Raw genomic sequence first — 15,603 nt, forward strand, 5'->3', positions numbered from 1 at the left:
TCATGCCAAAACGAAAAAAAACAAAATCTAAAGCTAAAAAAAGAAGCTCTAAAAAGCCTAAGCTTAAAAAAAAAACAAAAGCTAAAAAAAAGAGTTCTGTAAAATCCAAAATTAAAAAAAAAGTTTCAAAAAAAAAAGTAAAAATACAAAAAGAAAAAGAGCTAGTTTTTAAAACTAGACCAGAATGGGTCAAAAGTGCTTTAATTAATAAGACCAAGTATCAAAAAAAATATTCTGACTCAATTAAAAATAATAATGAATTTTGGAAAAATGAGGGAAAAAGAATAACTTGGATTAAGCCGTACAAAAAAATTAAAAATGTTAAATATAGTAAGAAAGAAGTTAGAATTAAATGGTATGAAGATGGAACATTAAATGCTTCTGCTAATTGTATAGATCGTCATCTAAAAAATAAAAAAGATAAAACTGCAATTATCTGGGTTGGAGATAATCCAAAAGATACAAAAAAAATTTCATACAATCAATTACACAGAGAAGTATCAAAAACTGCAAATGGTTTGAAAAGATTAGGAATTAAAAAAGGTGACCGAGTTACAATTTATTTAACAATGATACCAGAGCTTGCGATTACAATGCTTGCTTGTGCTAGAATTGGTGCAGTTCATTCTATTATTTTTGGAGGATTTTCAGCAGACTCTATTTCTGGAAGAGTTAATGATTGTGAATCAGAATATATCATAACAGCTGATGAAGGAGTTAGAGGTGGAAAAACTATTCCATTAAAACAAATTACAGATGAAGCTTTAAGAAGCTGTGCTAATGTTAAAAAATGTATTGTAGTCAAGAGAACGGGAGGTCAAATTAGCTGGAATAATGATAGAGATATTTGGTACCATGATTTAATTGAAGGTGTTCCCAATCACTGTGAACCTGAAGAGATGAATGCTGAAGATCCATTGTTCATTCTTTATACCTCTGGTTCAACTGGCAAACCTAAAGGAGTTCTTCATACAACTGGTGGATATATGGTTTATGCCTCAATGACTCATCAATATATTTTTAATTATAAACCTAAAGATATCTATTGGTGTACTGCTGACATTGGGTGGGTTACGGGTCATAGTTATATAATTTATGGTCCACTCGCTAATGGTGCCACAACTATAATGTTTGAAGGAATTCCAACATATCCTGACAGTTCGAGATGGTGGGAAATCATTGACAAGTACAAAGTAAATATTTTTTATACTGCTCCAACAGCCATTAGAGCTTTGATGCGTGAAGGTGATGGTCCTTTGAAAAAAACTTCAAGAAAATCTTTAAAATTACTAGGTACGGTAGGTGAGCCAATAAATCCAGAGGCATGGATGTGGTATTACAAAGCTGTAGGAAATTCAAATTGTCCTATAGTTGATACTTGGTGGCAAACTGAGACAGGTGGAATATTAATTAGTCCTCAAACAGGAGCTATAAATTTAAAACCAGGTTCGGCCACAAAACCATTTTATGGTATTAAGCCAGCAATTGTTGATAAAGAAGGAAATGAAATTAAGGGAGCTGGCGAAGGAAGGTTGTGTATTTCCCAATCTTGGCCTGGACAAATGAGGACAGTGTATGGTGATCATCAAAGATTTATTGATACTTATTTTTCTCAGTTTGATGGTAAATACTTTACGGGGGATGGTGCTAGAAGAGATGAAGACGGTTACTATTGGATAACAGGACGTGTTGATGATGTAATTATTGTCTCTGGTCATAACCTTGGAACTGCCGAAATAGAAAGTGCATTTGTTGCCCATCCAAAAGTTGCTGAAGCTGCAGTAGTTGGTTATCCTCATGATATCAAGGGTAACGGACTTTACTGCTATGTTACTTTAAATGTTGATGAGGTAGCTGACCTTGACCTAGAGAGAGATTTAAAACTTTGGGTTCGTAAGCAGATAGGTGCTCTTGCAACACCAGACATCATTCATTTCTCACCTGGGCTACCTAAAACGAGATCAGGAAAAATTATGAGAAGAATTTTAAGAAAAATTGCTGCTAATGAGCATGACCAATTAGGAGATACGACAACTTTAGCTGATCCAAGTGTTGTACAAAGTTTAGTTGATAATAGAAAAAATATTTAAAAATTTATTAACTCTTTAAACTCTTTTTCAACATTATCCCATTTTAAAATCATAGAGTTTAATACAATTTTTCTATCTAAAGTTTTTAATTCTTCAGCTATTGGGGCCCATTTATATAATGATAATGCGCTAGGATTAAATGGCAGATCTTTATAATAAGTTTCCCAGTTTATATTTTGATGTCGCTCATTAAAAGTTTTTTTTGCTCCCTCAATAATATCAACTGGCATCTTATTAGAAGATTCACTATCTAAAATTTTAAAAAAAATTTCTTTAGACTGGTTGATGTTTTGATAATTAAAATTAACTTTTAAATATGAGAAAGTAAATAATGTCAGATCCTGTAAAGCAACAGAATAAATATTCCATCTGGCAATATCAAGAGATGCCATGAACACGTCATTGTCAAAATGAAGAACGTACCTTGTGCCCATTCTAGTTTTTAAATAATTATATAAAGTAACTTGCGTTACCCAGGCAGATTTTGTTTGAATAAAGTGTTCAAGGTCATTTAAATTCTTAATTTTTTTCTTTGGGATAAAAGCCTTAAACATCGCAAACAAGTAAACTTTAAAATCATTGAGTGATATATCTCTCCAGGAAAGCTTATATTTTTGCATAAATGTTAAATTGTGCGCCATCATAGCCTAAAAATTAAGCAAATAAGGACTTAATTTGAAAAATTTTAGCCTTTTAAAAACCATCAGAATGGGTATGTTTTCGGTTAGTTATAACTAAAAACAGAGAGGTATAAATGTCAAACGCAACAAAACACTGGGAAAAAACTAGGACATTGTTATTCGTAACATTGGCTATTTGGTTTGTTTTCTCTATCGGCATCTTCCTTTTTGCAGCTGAAATGAATGAGGTTACAGGACCTTTCGGTTATCCATGGACATACTGGTTTACATGTCAAGGATCTCTTGGAATTTTTGTAATTTTATGTTTCTGGTTTGCTAATAGGCAAGAGAAAATCGATGAAGAATTTGGCTTCAACGAAAAAGGAGATCAATAATGATAAAAGGTAAATTTATAGACAATTTGCCAAAAGTTTACGGAATCTATACAGGAGGTTTTATAGGTTTTATAATCTTAATGGCAATTGGTGAGCAGATGGGTATGACTGCTAAAGCAATAGGTGTTGCTTTTGTAGCCTTTACAATATTCATCTATGCATTGATCGGTTATCTATCAAGAACAGCTCAAGCAGACGCATATTACGTAGCTGGAAGGCAAGTTCCAACTGTATTCAATGGAATGGCGACGGCGGCAGACTGGATGTCTGGTGCTTCATTCGTTGCAATGGCAGGTGGTATTTACTTCAAAGGCTATGGATATATGGCTCTACTTGTCGGTTGGACTGGTGGTTACATATTAGTTGCAACTTTATTAGCACCATACTTAAGAAAATTTGGCTGTTACACGGTTCCAGATTTTGTAGGTACAAGATACGGTGGTAATTTAGCGAGACTATGTGCGGTAATAGTTTTAACTGTTGCTTCATTCACTTATGTGACTGCTCAGATTAACGCTACTGGTACTATTGCATCTGTTGCTCTAGATATCGACTTTAAATACGCTGTATATATTGGACTAATAAGTATTTTACTTTGTTCAATGTTAGGGGGTATGAGAGCGGTAACTTGGACACAGGTTGCACAATATATCGTGCTAATTATAGCTTACTTACTTCCAATTTTTTGGATCAGTAACAAAATGGGTGCGGGTTTCTTCCCTCACTTTATGTTAGCTGATGAAGTAGCTAGAATTGGTGAGTTAGAACAACAGTTTGGTTTTGTTAAAAACTCTGCTGCTGATCTAGCAACGGTACCTAAAGGGTTAGCTGGAATAACTAAAGCACACTCTGCAGTAAATGCAACACCTTGGGCGTTTATTTCATTAGCATTGGCGATGATGATGGGAACAGCATCATTACCACACGTGATGATGAGATACTTTACTACTCCAAGTGTAAAAGCAGCTAGAAAATCAGTTGGTTGGTCATTATTCTTTATCTTCCTTCTGTATTCTTCAGCGCCAATGTTAGCAACGCTATCTAAACTATCGTTGATCGATCCAACATTACCAACTGGTATTATTGGTAAATCATTTGCTGAAGTTCAGTCAATAGATTGGTTCCAAAACTGGAATCAAGCAAACTTGATGTTCATCAGTGACTTTAACGGCAATGGAACTCTTGAGTTAAACGAGTTTTTCATGGGCGGTAAAGCAGTTGTGTTAGCAACACCAGAAATAGCTGGATTACCATATGTAATCTCAGGACTGGTTGCTGCTGGAGGTATGGCTGCTGCCATGTCAACAGCTGATGGTTTGATCCTAGCAATTGCGAACGCGATCTCTCATGACGTTTATTACAAAATGATTGATCCAAAAGCAGAAACTGCAAAAAGACTTCTTGTTGCAAGGGTATTACTTGTAATAATTGGTTTTGCTGGAGCAACTATTGCGGCAATGGAAATCCAAGGTATCTTAGGTTCAGTTATCTGGGCTTTCGACTTTGCGATGTCTGGATTGTTCTTCCCACTTGTACTTGGTGTATGGTGGAAGAGAGCCAACAGAGAAGGTGCTATTGCTGGTATGGTTTTAGGTCTTGGTTCTGCTATTTGGTACCTAGTTTGGGTGCGAAGTGGTGGAAGTGGGTTCTTAGGACTTACTCAATTAACATTTGGTATCTTCGGAGCAGCTGTTAGTTTTGTAGCAATGGTGGTAGTAAGTTTAATGACTTCTGCACCTGAGGCTGCGATTCAAAAAATGGTTGATGAAGTTCGTATACCAAGCGGTAGAACTGTTACTGGTAAGTAGAACTAATAAACTTTAATTCTAAGGGGCGATTAATTTCGCCCCTTTTAATTTAATCTCATTTCTAATATAAATCATTAAATGTCAGCAAATTTCCATCCATTAGTTTATTTTATAGATTACTTATTTGGTATGATTATGTGGACTTTAATAGGACGAGTTGCGATGAATATTTTTCAAAAAGAAGATTCTGAATTCTTTTTTATGAAGATTTTTGTAAAATCTACCAATCCACTAATAAAAATTTTTAAACCAATAACCCCATCTTTCATCATAGGACCTCTAGTTCCATTATATGTAGCATGGTTCTTTTTTATGATAAGATTTTACTTTATGCCCTGGGTCTTAGGTTATTCTGTAATGGGAATGTTATCATTTCCTCTAGAAAGTGAAATTTCTAAACAAATTTATCAATTATTTAATTCAATTAAATTTTAAAAATTGATACTAGTAAAGCTGGCAATCAATGAAAAAAATACAAATATCACCATCAATTTTATCAGCTGATTTTAGTCAATTAGGAAATGAAATTAAACGACTAGAAGAAGGTGGGGCTGATATGATCCATGTAGATGTGATGGATGGTCATTTTGTGCCAAATTTAACTATGGGGCCTCCAATTATTAAGACTTTAAGGAAATATACAAAACTGCCATTTGATGTTCATTTAATGATTTCACCAGTACATAAATACATTCAAGATTATGCAGATGCTGGAGCAGATATTATAACTATACATCCTGAGGCAACTGAAGATTTAAAAAGTTCAATAGCACACATTAAAAGTTTAGATAAAAAAGTGGGTGTATCACTAAACCCTAAAAGTGAAATTAATTTAGTAACAAATTTTCTAGAAGAGATAGATTTAATCTTAATCATGAGTGTCAATCCTGGATTTGGTGGTCAAAAATTTATGCCAGAAGTATTACAAAAAATTAAAGAGTTAAAAAAAATAAAAGATCAAAAAAATTTGAAATTTGATATTGAAATTGATGGGGGAATTAACTTTGATAATAATAAATTGGCTATTGAAGCTGGTGCTAATATTTTGGTCTCAGGCACAACTATATTTAAAAATAACAATGGAAATATAAAAAAAAATATAGAGCTTCTAAAATCAAGTTAAATAATGATTTTTAATAACTCATTTATTTTTTTTAAAAAAAAAATTCTTTCACTTTATTTAAATTCAAGTATTTATAATAAAAAAATTAATCCTACCATCATCAGTTCTTTAGAATATCAACCAAGTCCTAATCTTTTAGACTCTCTTATTAAATTTGAAAAAAAAAAAATTAACATTGAAAACTACTCATTAGGTAACATCTGGAATGATAAAAATTTAAAAGATAAAGATTATAAAAATTTAAACAGTTTTTTTTGGTTATTTAGTTTAGATTTAAGATCCTCAAAAAAAGATATTCAAGAAATAATACAACAATGGATAAGCAAAAATTATCGTTATAATCATAAAAGCTGGGAAATAGATATATTGGCAAAAAGAATAATAGCTTGGATTTCAAATGCTAGATTAACTTATGAAGATGGCACTACTCCCTATAAAGATAATTTCAACGGTGTTATTAAAAAACAAATTAACTATTTAATTGATCAAATTGAACGGTCTGAAAAAGTTGATGATAAAATGATAGGTTGTGCTGCTATTATTTTAGTCGGATTGTGCTACCAAGATGAAGATAAATACTTAGATAAAGGGCTTAATTTACTTAAAAAATTTGCTAAATTTTCTTTAGATAATGATGGTTTTCCAAAATCTAGAAACATAAGACAATTAAATTTTTACTTAAAATATTTTATTCTAATTCGAGAGTGGATCAAAGAATCTCAAAATGAAATACCAGATTATATCAATGAATATATTTATTATTTAGGACAAGGATATGCCTTTACTTGGAAAAATAATAGTGTGGACTTATTATTCAACGGTAATCATGAAACAAATAACGGTGGTTTTGATCATTATCTGAAAAAGTTTGATTATAACTTTAAATCTCAAAACAAAGAAATAGGAGGATATGTAATTCTTAATAATAAGAAATACTCTCTAATAATGGATATTGGAGATAGTCCTGATAAGAAATTTTCATCTGATTATCAGGCAGGTGCTTTATCTTTAGAGATATTAACAAATGGTAAAAAATTAATTTGTAACTCTGGATATTTTCAAAACTACAAACATAAATTAAATGATTTATCTAAATCAAGTGCAGTCCATAGCACATTAATTATAGATGACAGATCTTCATGTAAATTTACTAAAACTAAAAATAAGGGTTCCAAACTTTTACAGGGTTTAAAAATATTAAAAAGAAATATTATTCTTGAAAAAAATTATTGGAAAGTTCATGCCTCACATGATGGCTACCTAAAGCGATACGGTATTATTCATGAAAGAGAAGTTGAATTTTATCCAGAACAAATAAAATTTGTGGGTCATGATAAAATGATTTCAAAAAATGGTATTAAAAATCTAAAATTTGAAATTAGATTTCATTTAGAGCCAAATATTAAGGTAATGAAAACACAGGATAACAACTCAATACTCATTGATCTTGATGGTGAAGGATGGAAATTTAACTCAGAAAATAATACTATCAATATTGATAACGGACTATATTTTGGTAAGAAAAATTCTTTTTCTGATAATCAAAATATATTTATTTCAGGAATGACTAATGATGAAAATCAAACTATAAAATGGGAAATTACTAAATTATAATGAATAAAATCAAAAAAGCATTAATTTCTGTATCTGATAAAAGTAATTTAAAAGACCTTTTAAAAATTTTAACTAAATATAAAGTTGAATTCATAAGCTCAGGTGGCACTTACAAAGAAATTAGGAAACTAAAATTTAAATGCTTAGAGGTCTCAGAATACACAGGATCTCCTGAAATACTTGGTGGAAGAGTTAAAACACTGCATCCAAAAATACATGCTGGGATATTAAGCAAAAGACAAAATAAAAAACATAAAAATGATTTAAAAAATAATAATTTTCATGAAATAGACCTTGTTATAGTTAATTTCTATCCATTTGAGAAAACTTTAGAACAAACAAATAATCATTTAAAAATAATAGAAAATATTGATGTTGGTGGACCAACAATGGTTAGAGCTGCAGCAAAAAATTATAAGGATGTAACTGTTATTACCTCCTCAAATCAATACTCTGAGCTTATTAATGAACTGCAATTAAATAAAGGTTCAACATCTTTGGAATTTAGAGAAAAAATGTCTTTAGAAGCTTTTTCTGAAACGGCTTATTACGATGCGGTAATTTCAAATTACTTTAACAACATTAAAGATAATAAATTTCCTAAAAAAAAAATTATTTATGGAAATTTAGTAGAGAATTTAAGATATGGAGAAAATCCACATCAGCAAGCTGCTGTTTATTCAAAAACTAATAGTTTAAATTTGGATCAAATTCATGGAAAGCAATTAAGCTATAACAATTATAATGATATATTTTCGGCTTTAACTATTTCAAAATCACTGCCCTCCAATACTGGAACGGTTATTATAAAACACGCTAACCCTTGTGGTGTATCTATTCATAAAAATGCTCTAGAAAGTTATAAATTAGCACTGGCTTGTGACCCTATTAGTGCTTTTGGTGGAATAATTGCATGCAACTATAAAATAAATAAAACTTTAGCAAAAGAATTAAAAAATATTTTTTTAGAGGTTATTATCGCTAATGGATTTGATAGAGAGGCCCTTAATATATTAAAAAATAAAAAAAATTTACGTCTAATAGACTCTTCAAATTTTAAAATAAAAGATTTAGTAAGATTTAATTCTGCTAATGAAGCAATTTTAACTCAGTCTGAAGATATAAATAAATTTAACATTAAAGATTTTAAGATAGTTTCAAAAAAAAAACCTACTAAATCACAATTAAAAAATTTAATTTTTTCTTTTAATGTTTGTAGATATGTCAAATCAAATGCAATAGTTTTGGCTGCTAATGAAGCAACAGTAGGTATTGGTTCAGGTCAACCAAGTAGACTAGATAGTTGCCAAATTGCAATTGATAAAATGCATAAATTTGAAAATTTTAGAGAAGACGTAGTTGCAGCTTCAGATGCATTTTTTCCATTTGTAGATGGAATAGAAAAATTAATTCAAGCTGGAGTTTGTGCTGTTATACAACCTTCTGGTTCTATTAGAGATAAGGAAATAATAAAATTCGCAAATCAAACTAATACGATATTAGTTTTTTCTAAAACTAGACATTTTAGACATTAGCAACTTGATCAATTTTAGCTGCTAAAATAAAATCATTCTCAGAGAGACCTTCTATTGCATGCGTAGTAATTATAATTTTTGCATAGCCCCACCCAAAAGAAATGTCTGGATGGTGATTTTCTTTTTCAGAAATTTCTCCAATTTTATTAACGAAATTTTGACTGCTAATAAAATTCTTAAATATAAAATTTTTTTCTAAGAAAAATACATCTTTCTCATTCTTTTTTAATTCCCAACCATCAACTTTTTTCTGATATTTGTGAATTTCACTTATATCAAATGGTAATACTCCTCCTTCACAGGGTACACATTTTTTACTTACAAGATCACTCATTTAATTTAAAACTTTATAATTTAATGGAGCGGGTCAAGGGAATCGAACCCTCTACCTAATCGTTGGCAACGATTCGCTCTACCAATGAGCTAGACCCGCATAAAAAAGATTATAATTAGATGTTTTTTTTAATTCAAGCAATAGTTAAATTATTAATTTAGCCAGTCATATTTAACCAAAAAACTTTTTAGTAGGTACCGATATGACTTGTATTTATTCCTATCGTAATCATGTAGTCCGTTTCTAATTTGAAGATTGCTTGCAGTAGAGGTAAATAGATCTTTTCTTTTATAAAAGTCTAGAGCTTTTTTATCCCATTCTAATTCACAAAATTTATAAATATTTTTTGCTAATTCTTCTCTATTGCTAGTCAAATCTTCAAGCTTTACTGAAAGTATTTTATTTGGATATTTTTTTTTAAAGAAATTGATTACTGTTAAATAATTGTTTGTATACTCTAAAATATCTTCTAAAGAATGAGACCAAGATATTTTTGATAAAAACTGCTGAAAAATAGCAAAAACATTATCTGATACATTTCTATATGTGTTAATAAATTTTGCTTTAGGAAAAATTTTTAAAATTAACTCAATATAAAAAAAATTTTCTAATGATTTTTCTATAAAAATATTATCTTTTAAATTAGACACTCCTAAATTATCCAATGTCATTTCAAGTTTATTACAAATTAATTTAGCATTCAGTAATGACATTGTTTTATTTGGTGTGGTAATAACTGACCAATTAATCAAATTGGTTTCACCAAGATTTAAAATTTTTTTTTTTCCTGAAGATAGGATTGCCTCTACAACTGTTGACCCTGATCTTGGAAGTCCGACAATAAAAATAGGTTCTAAATTTTTTAAATTTTCATTAATATCTTTCTCAAATTGAAAGTTAATATTTTTATAATTTTTGGGTATAATGTTTAACCAATAATTTTTTGATTGTTGGTTAATATTTATTTTGTCCTCAAAAGCATATTTGTGTGCTAACTTTAAGTTTTTAATTTCTTCATCAATATTTTTTTTTCTTTTATTATGTTCTGCTAATAAAAAAAAACCAGCTGACATATTAAAGGGTTCTAATTTTTTTTTTTTAAGAACTTTAGATATAAATTCAATTTTTTTATCATTTATTAAATTTGGGCTAACTCTACTTAAATTGTAATAAATAGATAAATCGTAAGGTGATAGATTAATCCCTTCTAAATAATACTTCTCTGCATTATCTTTATCTCCTATTCCTTGATAAAGAACTGCTAGATTTGTAATTGCTATTAAATAATCCTTTTTTAGATTTATAGCTTTTATATAATTTTCTTCTGCTAATTTAATGGCACCCTCTTTTAAGTATAAATTTGCTAATTGATTTAATGCAACATAATTTTTATTATCAAATTCTAAAAAACTTATTATGTATTTTTTAGCATTTTTGTTATCATTTAATTGTAAATATATTTCATAAAGCATATAATATATTTTTTTATCGAATTGCTTATTTTTAATAAGATCTAAAAATATAAGTTTAGACTCTTCAAATTTTTTATTATTAAACAGTCCAAAAGCTTTTTTTATTTTAACATCTTGATTATTCATTGTTGCAAACACCTTATTTAAATACTATTAAACATAAATAAAAAAATGATTAAACTACCAAATATTATTCCTGTTTTTCCCTTATCAAACTTTATACTTTTTCCGAAAACGTCTGTTCCTTTAAATATATTTGAACCAAGGTACTTAGATATGGTCAACGATAGTATTGAAACTAATAAATTAATTGGTTTAATCCAACCAAAACAAAAAAAAAATACTGATAAGTTCGATTTATATGAGGTTGGTTGTTTAGGAAAAATTTCCAATTTTGAAAAGGTTGATGGCAGATATTTAATTGATCTAAATGGACTAACTCGATTTAAAATAATTAAAGAAATTAAAACAGATAAGACTTATCGTCAATGTGAAGTCACTTTTGATGATTTTTCTGATGATTTACAAATTTCAAAAAAAGAATTAAGATTTTCTGATCTTGAATTAATTTTTAAAGACTTAAAAACATTATTTGAAAAAAAAGGATATATAATCAATTGGAAATCACTTGAAAAACAAGATTTAAATGAAACAATTAATGCTCTTGCAATGGCCTCTCCTTTTTCATTAGAAGAAAAACAAATATTGCTGGAAAGCCAAGATTTAGAAATTAGAAAAAATAAAATTGCTGAAATTTTAAATACTTATAATTATGATAACTTTGATAATTCAACCATTCAATAAATTACAGATTTATTCCCCTATCTGCAATTTTAATCAATAAATTATTAAAATTATTATTTTTACCAACTACTTTAAGAATTTTAGTTAAGTTTTTAATCTTTAATTTTTTTTCTAAACTAAAAAATTCATAAATAAAATCAATACCATTTGAAAACATAAAATTTTTATTTTTGGCTTGATTTTCAAAATCTCTTAAAATTGAAATATCTAGTTGTAAACCTAAATCAATTTTATTTTGAATTATTTTAGATAAAATTTTTATATCTCTAATAGTCATATTGAAACCCTGTCCAGCCAAGGGATGAATTCTGTGTAATAAATCTCCAAAAGCTAAAATATTTTTTTGATAATAATTTCTTAAAATTGATGAACTTAATTTAAAACTATTAATGTCAAAAATTTTATTTATTAAATATTTGGGATTATTTTTATTAATCAATTCTATTATTTCAGAGTTTGAGAATCTTTTACTTTTTGTATCCAACGAACATACAACTGAAGTTTCATTACTTGAAATAGGTAAAAATGCAATAGGACCAAACTCCGTAAATACCTGAACTGCAGTATTATTTTCTATTTTTTTATGTTTAAAAATTGCAGTGTAGGCTACATTAAAATAATTTTTTTCTATCTTTTTTGTAAAATATTTCTTTGCAATAAAATTATTTGGGTCACTATTTATTATCAAATCATAATTTTTTTTATTAAGATTTTTTTCGTTTAATTTTTTATTGATTGCTATTCTTTTAATAAACTTACTTTTTAAAACTTCTTTTTTTAACAATTCATAAAGTCGCTCATTTTTAACCATATAAAATAAATCATCTTTTTCATTATTAAAATTAAAGATATTTTCATTTTTAATTTTTTGTGAATAAATTTCTATTTTTTTTATTTTCCAATAATTTATTTTGGTCATTTCAAAAATTTCTTTTTTAAAAAATTCTAAGTTATTTTTTGATATACCAATAGTTCTACTAGTTATTTTTTTTTGAATTTTAGTTTTATAATAAATATGAACATTTATTTTTTTATTTATAAGATTTTTAGCTAAAGCTAGACTGGTTAATCCTTCTCCTATAATGCATACATTCATAATATTTTTTAATTTTAACAATAAAAATTAGATGATACAAAGTGATTAATCTGATTAATTAATTTATGGAATTTAAAAAACTAGCAAACAATACAATTAACTTTGGAATAAATAGAATAATTGAGATTTTGGGTTTGGGTATCATAATTGCAGGTGTTTTATTGTTAATTTCATTGGTTAGTTTTTCACCTGATGATCCAAATTTTATTTTTCCGGATAACACCGTAATCCAAAATCTACTTGGTTTCCGAGGAAGCTTTACTTCTGATCTTTTTTTTCAGTCTTTTGGTTTTATATCTTTATTAATTCCTTTCAGTCTTATAATTTGTGGAATTAATATTGTTTTAAATAAGAAAATTTTATTAATAATAGAAAATATTTTCTACACTTTAATTTATTCTTTAATTGGATCTTTGTTTTTTTCTTTTTTTTATCCTACGGCATTTAATCTTTATATTAATGGTAATGGAGGTTTTATTGGTAAGTACCTTGAAACAACTTTTCTGGCATCAATGATCAATATCAATTCACAAATATCTTATTATTTATTAATTTTTTTAATTTTGACTATTTTTTTAATAAGTATTCAATTTAGAATTAATTTTTTTTATAATACTATAAAAAAATTATTCAAATTTCTGTTTTCTAAAAAAGAAAAGAATTACACTAATGAAAATGAAATTATTAGTGAGTATATACCACAAGATGAGATAAAAAGCTTAATTCAAGATGATCTTCCATTTATTAAAAGTGAAAATAAAGATTTCACCAAAAAGGTAAGATTTAAATTACCTTCTGTAGATTTATTAAAAATCCCAACTGAAAAAGAAAAAGCTAAGCTCCAAGATGAAGATTACATTGATAGTGAATTCTTGGAAAAAATCCTTTTAGACTTTGGAGTTAGCGGTAATATTAAAAAAGTTAGTCATGGGCCTGTTGTAACTCTTAATGAATTTGAACCAGCAGCAGGTGTTAAGGTTTCAAAAATTATTAACCTCTCAGATGATATCGCTAGAAATACTAGCTCCGAATCTGCAAGAATAGCAACTATACCTGGAAGAAGTACTATTGGTATAGAATTGCCCAACTCTACTAGAGAAAATGTTTTTCTTAGTGAAATTCTCTCACATGCTGACTTTAATAAAAAAGACGTAAGACTACCAATAGCGCTTGGAAAAAATATTTCTGGAATACCTATTGTTGGTGATTTGGCATCTATGCCTCATTTATTAATAGCAGGCACAACTGGCTCTGGAAAGTCTGTATGTATCAACACTATTATTCTTTCTCTTCTTTACAGGCACGCACCTGATAAATGTAAATTTATATTAATCGATCCTAAAATGTTAGAGCTGTCTACGTATGAGGGAATTCCCCATTTGTTATGTCCAGTTATTACAGAGGCAAAAAAAGCTGCTTCAGTTTTAGGTTGGGTTGTTAAAGAAATGGAGAATAGGTATAGACTTATGACAAAAGAAGGTGTCCGTAATATTGATGGATATAATGCAAAACATACTTTGTCTATGCCTTACATTGTTGTGGTAGTGGATGAAATGTCTGATTTGATGTTGGTAGCAGGAAAAGAAATAGAAAATTATATTCAAAAGCTCTCACAAATGGCCCGAGCCGCTGGTATTCACATTATAATGGCCACTCAAAGACCTAGTGTTGATGTAATTACAGGCACTATTAAAGCAAACTTTCCTACAAGAATTTCTTTTCAAGTCACTTCAAAAATTGATAGTAGAACAATTTTAGGAGAACAAGGAGCTGAACAATTACTTGGGAAAGGAGATATGCTTTATATGTCATCTGCTAATCGAATAGTGAGAATTCATGCACCCTTTGTTTCTGACAATGAAATTGAAAAGGTAAATAACTATTTAAGAGTCCAGGCAGAACCAGACTATATAGATGAAATCTTAAATTTTGTGGATGAAAAAGATAGTGGTGATACTGGATCTAATAATGGAGATAAAGATGAATTATATCAAGCAGCCTTAGATATAATTAAGTCAGAAGGTAAAGCCTCAACTTCATTTTTACAAAGAAAATTGCAAATAGGATACAATAGGGCGGCTAGAATTATTGATATGATGGAGGCTGATGGAATTGTTAGCAAAGCAAACCATGTTGGTAAAAGAGATGTCCTATAATGCCTAGGATATTAATAATATTTATTTTGCTAAACTTTTATAATCCTGCATTACCATCTATGAAGGAAGATATAATTGCAAAAATGAAAAGCACTAATAATTTAAGTTTTAATTTTATTCAAACTGTTGATGATAAAAGTGAAAATGGAATGTGTGTCTTGGAATATCCAGGAAAAATTTGGTGTGAGTATAGTGGATCAAATAAGAAAGTCCTTGTCTCTAATGGAAAATCTTTAGTAATTAAGATTAACAATAGTGGTAATTATTATATTTACCCACTTGCTAAAACGCCATTGCAGTATTTGCTAGATAAAAAGTATCTAATTTCTAAAATACAAGAGTTAGAACCAAGGAATATAGACAATAAATATCTTAACTTTAAAATTTTTGAAAATAATAATGAAATAAATATTTTTTTTGACAAAAAAAATTTAAACTTAATTGGATGGCAAACAGAAGATATATATCAAAATTTGAGTATTACATTTATTTCTTCAATTAAGATAAATCAAAAATTAGATTATAACAAATTCAAGTTACCAAAAAATAACTAAAA

14 protein-coding genes and 1 tRNA gene are annotated in these 15,603 nt (G+C 28.4%); 10 read left to right on the forward strand and 5 right to left on the reverse strand.

Annotation, left to right across the window (positions count from 1 at the left end; translation table 11 throughout):
- Window positions 1–2: 2 nt before the first annotated feature.
- Entirely contained in the window at window positions 3–2,090 is a 2,088-nt protein-coding gene (acs, locus tag AC5SLO_RS06185; protein ID WP_494573091.1) for an acetate--CoA ligase, read from the forward strand.
- On the opposite strand, the gene AC5SLO_RS06190 is transcribed toward acs, so the two are convergent.
- Window positions 2,087–2,710, reverse strand: coding sequence for an esterase (locus AC5SLO_RS06190; RefSeq protein WP_494573092.1), 624 nt, complete (start codon window positions 2,708–2,710; stop codon window positions 2,087–2,089). The genes acs and AC5SLO_RS06190 overlap by 4 nt on opposite strands.
- Window positions 2,711–2,844: 134 nt before the next feature.
- On the opposite strand from AC5SLO_RS06190, the gene AC5SLO_RS06195 reads away from it, so the two are divergent.
- From AC5SLO_RS06195 to purH, 6 genes are all read left to right on the forward strand, one after another.
- The gene (locus AC5SLO_RS06195; protein WP_494573093.1) at window positions 2,845–3,105 is read left to right on the forward strand and encodes a DUF4212 domain-containing protein; all 261 of its coding nucleotides are present in this window, start codon (window positions 2,845–2,847) and stop codon (window positions 3,103–3,105) included.
- A complete protein-coding gene (locus AC5SLO_RS06200; RefSeq protein WP_494573094.1) occupies window positions 3,105–4,913 on the forward strand; it encodes a sodium:solute symporter family protein in 1,809 nt (602 codons plus the stop codon). Before AC5SLO_RS06195 ends, AC5SLO_RS06200 begins: the two co-directional genes overlap by 1 nt.
- Before the next feature lie 78 nt (window positions 4,914–4,991).
- Entirely contained in the window at window positions 4,992–5,348 is a 357-nt protein-coding gene (locus tag AC5SLO_RS06205) for a hypothetical protein (RefSeq protein WP_271516410.1), read from the forward strand.
- A 28-nt stretch (window positions 5,349–5,376) separates the two neighbouring features.
- Window positions 5,377–6,036: a ribulose-phosphate 3-epimerase gene (gene rpe, locus AC5SLO_RS06210; protein ID WP_494573095.1), complete on the forward strand. Its 660-nt coding sequence runs from the start codon at window positions 5,377–5,379 to the stop codon at window positions 6,034–6,036.
- Window positions 6,037–6,039: 3 nt separating this feature from the next.
- Window positions 6,040–7,650, forward strand: a complete 1,611-nt coding sequence (locus AC5SLO_RS06215; RefSeq protein WP_494573096.1) for a heparinase II/III family protein — start codon at window positions 6,040–6,042, stop codon at window positions 7,648–7,650.
- Window positions 7,650–9,185, forward strand: a complete 1,536-nt coding sequence (purH, locus tag AC5SLO_RS06220) for a bifunctional phosphoribosylaminoimidazolecarboxamide formyltransferase/IMP cyclohydrolase (protein WP_494573097.1) — start codon at window positions 7,650–7,652, stop codon at window positions 9,183–9,185. The genes AC5SLO_RS06215 and purH overlap by 1 nt, the downstream gene beginning before the upstream one ends.
- On the opposite strand, the gene AC5SLO_RS06225 is transcribed toward purH, so the two are convergent.
- The 3 genes from AC5SLO_RS06225 to AC5SLO_RS06235 all read right to left on the reverse strand — a co-directional run bounded on the left by AC5SLO_RS06225 (window position 9,175) and on the right by AC5SLO_RS06235 (window position 11,117).
- Entirely contained in the window at window positions 9,175–9,519 is a 345-nt protein-coding gene (locus tag AC5SLO_RS06225) for a 4a-hydroxytetrahydrobiopterin dehydratase (protein ID WP_494573098.1), read from the reverse strand. The genes purH and AC5SLO_RS06225 overlap by 11 nt on opposite strands.
- Window positions 9,520–9,543: 24 nt before the next feature.
- Window positions 9,544–9,618: transfer RNA gene (locus tag AC5SLO_RS06230), tRNA-Gly, on the reverse strand.
- Window positions 9,619–9,671: 53 nt separating this feature from the next.
- Window positions 9,672–11,117 carry a tetratricopeptide repeat-containing sulfotransferase family protein gene (locus AC5SLO_RS06235; RefSeq protein ID WP_494573099.1) on the reverse strand — a complete coding sequence of 482 codons (1,446 nt, stop codon included), beginning with the start codon at window positions 11,115–11,117 and terminating at the stop codon, window positions 9,672–9,674.
- Window positions 11,118–11,162: 45 nt separating this feature from the next.
- Here AC5SLO_RS06235 and AC5SLO_RS06240 point away from each other — a divergent pair, with 45 nt between their 5' ends.
- Complete coding sequence (locus AC5SLO_RS06240) at window positions 11,163–11,795, forward strand: LON peptidase substrate-binding domain-containing protein (protein WP_494573100.1); 633 nt, start codon at window positions 11,163–11,165, stop codon at window positions 11,793–11,795.
- Window position 11,796: 1 nt separating this feature from the next.
- Here AC5SLO_RS06240 and AC5SLO_RS06245 read toward each other — a convergent pair whose 3' ends face one another.
- Window positions 11,797–12,891, reverse strand: coding sequence for an FAD-dependent monooxygenase (locus tag AC5SLO_RS06245; protein ID WP_494573101.1), 1,095 nt, complete (start codon window positions 12,889–12,891; stop codon window positions 11,797–11,799).
- A 65-nt stretch (window positions 12,892–12,956) separates the two neighbouring features.
- On the opposite strand from AC5SLO_RS06245, the gene AC5SLO_RS06250 reads away from it, so the two are divergent.
- Complete coding sequence (locus AC5SLO_RS06250) at window positions 12,957–15,047, forward strand: DNA translocase FtsK (protein ID WP_494573102.1); 2,091 nt, start codon at window positions 12,957–12,959, stop codon at window positions 15,045–15,047.
- Window positions 15,047–15,601: a LolA family protein gene (locus AC5SLO_RS06255; RefSeq protein WP_494573103.1), complete on the forward strand. Its 555-nt coding sequence runs from the start codon at window positions 15,047–15,049 to the stop codon at window positions 15,599–15,601. The genes AC5SLO_RS06250 and AC5SLO_RS06255 overlap by 1 nt, the downstream gene beginning before the upstream one ends.
- The last annotated feature ends 2 nt before the right edge of the window (window positions 15,602–15,603 follow it).

Source organism: Candidatus Pelagibacter sp. PS_44 (assembly GCF_059417735.1).